This window comes from Flavobacteriales bacterium (assembly GCA_013001705.1).
Lineage (GTDB): Bacteria > Bacteroidota > Bacteroidia > Flavobacteriales_D > JABDKJ01 > JABDLZ01.
Genome location: JABDLZ010000013.1, coordinates 1 through 3,824 on the forward strand (window position 1 = coordinate 1; position 3,824 = coordinate 3,824).

At 48.7% G+C, this 3,824-nt stretch carries 3 protein-coding genes; 2 read left to right on the forward strand and 1 reads right to left on the reverse strand.

Features of this window, described 5'->3' with window-relative positions:
• Nucleotides 1–28: 28 nt before the first annotated feature.
• On the forward strand, nt 29–682 hold the full coding sequence (locus HKN79_00400; protein NNC82011.1) for an ABC transporter ATP-binding protein: 654 nt from the start codon (nt 29–31) through the stop codon (nt 680–682).
• Nucleotides 679–1,443, forward strand: a complete 765-nt coding sequence (locus HKN79_00405; GenBank protein NNC82012.1) for a TIGR02757 family protein — start codon at nt 679–681, stop codon at nt 1,441–1,443. Before HKN79_00400 ends, HKN79_00405 begins: the two co-directional genes overlap by 4 nt.
• Nucleotides 1,444–1,647: 204 nt before the next feature.
• Here HKN79_00405 and HKN79_00410 read toward each other — a convergent pair.
• The coding region (locus HKN79_00410; GenBank protein ID NNC82013.1) for a T9SS type B sorting domain-containing protein at nt 1,648–3,824 on the reverse strand (2,177 nt) is incomplete at its 5' end.

Genomic DNA, 3,824 nt, shown 5'->3' on the forward strand with positions numbered 1-3,824 from the left:
GAACTAAACTACCGACTCAACTGAGCGCATGATCAAGGCCGCAGGTATCCGCAAGCACTATGGAGATCTAGAAGTACTCAAGGGAGTAGACCTAGAGGTATCTAGAGGAGAAGTTGTAAGCATCGTAGGTGCCTCAGGAGCTGGCAAGACCACCCTTCTCCAGATACTCGGCACACTGGACAGACCCGATGCGGGCGCAGTATCTATCAATGGAGAGGATGTGACCTCACTGAATGATACGGGTCTCGCCCGATTCCGAAATGAGCACATTGGATTCATCTTCCAATTCCACCACTTGTTGCCCGAATTCACTGCATTGGAGAATGTGATGATCCCGTCCATGATCGCCCAGCAGGCCCGTGGGCCGGCTGCTGACCGAGCCGCAGAGCTGCTCGGCATGCTCGGACTGAGCCAGCGATCGGAACATAAGCCCTCAGAACTTTCTGGAGGCGAACAACAACGAGTGGCCGTAGCCAGGGCACTCATGATGCGCCCTGATGTGATTTATGCTGATGAACCCAGTGGCAATCTCGATAGTCAGAATGCCAAGGAACTGCACGAACTCTTCTTCAGATTACGCGATGAATTCCAGCAGACCTTTGTGATCGTCACGCATAATGAGGAACTGGCCGACATGGCCGATAGGAAGCTGGAGATGGTGGATGGGAAGATCTCCATATGACAAGCGATGAGCTCAAGTCCTACTTGGACCAGAAGTACAGTCAGTACAATTCTCCCGAATTCATACGCGAAGATCCGATCCTTATCCCCCATCGATTCTCCATGAAAGAGGATATCGAGATCAGCGCCTTTCTGGCAGCCATCATAGCATGGGGTCAGCGAAAGACCATCATCCGCAACGCATCCAAACTTGTGGAGCTGATGGACGACCGTCCGTATGACTTCCTGATGCATGCCCATGAGGACGAATTCGGGCGATTCAGCAGCTTCGTTCACCGTACCTTCAATGGGATAGACTGTCAGTTCTTCATCAAGCGCTTGTCCCAACTCTATCGCCAGTCAGATGGACTTGAGGGTACACTGGGTCGAATGGTAGCCGCTTCAGGGCCGTGTGAAGGCATCTCTGCATTCAAGCAATTCTTTTTCTCGGTTCCTCACCAAAGTCGCTCTGAGAAACACTTGGCCGATCCCCTACGTGGTTCTTCTGCCAAGCGTATCAACATGTTTCTCCGATGGATGGTCCGGAAAGACGAAGGAGGTGTGGATTTCGGGATCTGGAAGCACATTCCTCAAAGCATGCTGAGCATACCTCTCGATGTCCATACAGGAAATGTAGCGCGAAGCCTGGGTCTTCTCAAGCGAAAGCAGAATGACCAGAAGGCGGTGATGGAATTGGATAGGAAATTGAGGGAATTCGATACTGATGACCCGGTCAAGTATGATTTTGCCCTATTCGGTATCGGGGTGTATGAGGACTTCTAGTTCCATAAAAAAAAGAAACCCGGAATCGTTATTCCGGGGCTCTTCACTAATTCTATTTACGCGCTATGTGTCTGAGTATACGCGCTTGGTTATCCAAGGGTTTCAACTTTCTCAGAAAAATTGCAAACTATTTTGCAATAGTCTGATTAACTGGTGTTTAAGAAGTATGTTTTCTTTGAATCCGTCCCTATGGACAGCTCCTACTTATCGAATCACCGTGATCGATCCCATAGAGCGGCCTTCGGTCAGTCCTTCTTTTTCCAGCGCCTTGTAGTTCAGCACATACGCATATACCCCAGCTGGGACATAATACCCGTCCACTCCCCCATTCCAAAAGGCATCTGGATCCGTGCTTTGGAATAGTACGTTTCCAAATCGGTCGTAGACGGTCAGCTCATAGGATAGGAATTCGCACTGATATTGGATGCCGAAATGATCATTCAATCGATCCATATCCGGAGTGAAGGCGGAGGGGATGTAGAAATTGCAGTTGCAAGCGAGTGATTCTACAGTGAATCGGTCCTGAAAATCACCACAGGCGTAGCTGTACTCCTTGACGTATACGCCCGCTTCGACCACTGTGATGACCGGACTGGTCTCCCCGGTGGTCCACATGAAATCGATATCCAGATCCCGACCTTCAAGGTCCAGACTTTCTTCTTCGCAAAGATCGAGCTGCATGGATTCTGTGCTGTAATTAGGAATGAAATCCAGATGGAATACATCACTCAGCACACAACCATCAAGATCTACAGTCACCGTCCCTTCACCTGCATCTGAGAAGACATAGATGCCATTCTCGACATCATCGAAACCCTCGATCTCGTGAAACGGAAAGGGATTCATATCCAAACTGAAGACCTGTCCATCACACAGCGCACTGTCAGGGATGATCAATTCATCGATAACTCCAAGTGTGGTGCTCAATATGGAATCGCAGCCATTGGCCGCCTGGAGCGTGTCCACATACACCCCTTGTTCTGTATAGACTGCATCCCCGACCATGAATTCTCCACCTGTACAGATATACCTCTGTTGGCTATGAGTTGAAATAGGGAGAACTGCAATGGATATCTGGACCAAGCTATCACACGAGTTGGTCGATATATACACCTCTTCATACTGTCCGGCAACTGCATAAGACGCAACAGGGGTAGTGTACTCCTCCCCTTCACAGAGCGTGATGGCAAGCATGGTCGTATCCACATCCAACACCTCCAGATGACTGATAATCACGGAATCACATCCTGCAGCTGACTCGAATACATCTGTATATGTACCTGAGGTCGAGTAGCTGTTATCTCCTTGATCGTAGCTCTCCCCTTCGCAGATGGTCACATCCATTTCTATGGAATAGACCGGAGACACATTTAAAATGGTCTCGATTATAGAATCACAACCCAGTGTGTTCTGGAAACTATCCTGATAGGTGCCAGACTCCGTATAGACACTGCTACCGATCTCATACTGCTCTCCATCACATATTTGGACCTCATTCATATAGGTGATGACTTCACCTACGGTCAGATCAGTGATCACGATACTATCGCAACCAAGGGCACTGCTCATAGTATCGGTATAGATACCCGTCACAGTATAGGTCGATGAGCCTACAGTGAAACTCTCTCCTTCACAGATAAAGGTCTCTTGCTCGTAGGTCTCCTCTGTATCCTCATCGATGATGCCATCACAATCATCATCCAGTCCATTGCATTCTTCTGTATATATGACCTGTATATCACATACGGTCTGGATGTTGGTGAATCCTCCGGTAGAACCTGTAAATCCGATGAGTACTTGGGAGTTCCCTCCAAATACCGAGTTCACCAGGTCCACGGTGATATCCAAGAGGACCGTTCCATCGAAGAGGATGGTCAATTGATCATCGACCGCATCCCAAATACACTCTACCAGATGGTACTCTCCGTCTTCTATGTTCCCAAGGTCAATCGCGGGTCCGGCAGAGCCATCCATCACTCCATTGTAATGGAGCATAGCATGGTCATTGGGGATATCGAATTCTGCCGGTCCATTGTTCCAGGTATCGAATTCCAGTGCAATACTGGGACTGATACCCCCATCACCACCGTATGATAGAAAACCTCCCGGCTCACCGATGGCAGCTTGGCCCAATGGATCGCCACTTAAAACGAATACTATCCCATCGGCCCCACCGTCATTGAATCCAAGATTGACATAGTAGCTGTACTCGAAGGAATTGTTCAGGTCGATTGTTTCAGTGGACCATATCGCGCCTACTTGGAATTCGAAATTCTGAGTGATGCTGTAGCATTCTACTTCTCCTGTCTGGATTTCTGGAGGAACAGGTGCTATCTGAGAACTATAGAAGGTATCGTACTCGATAGGGTCACACTGACCCA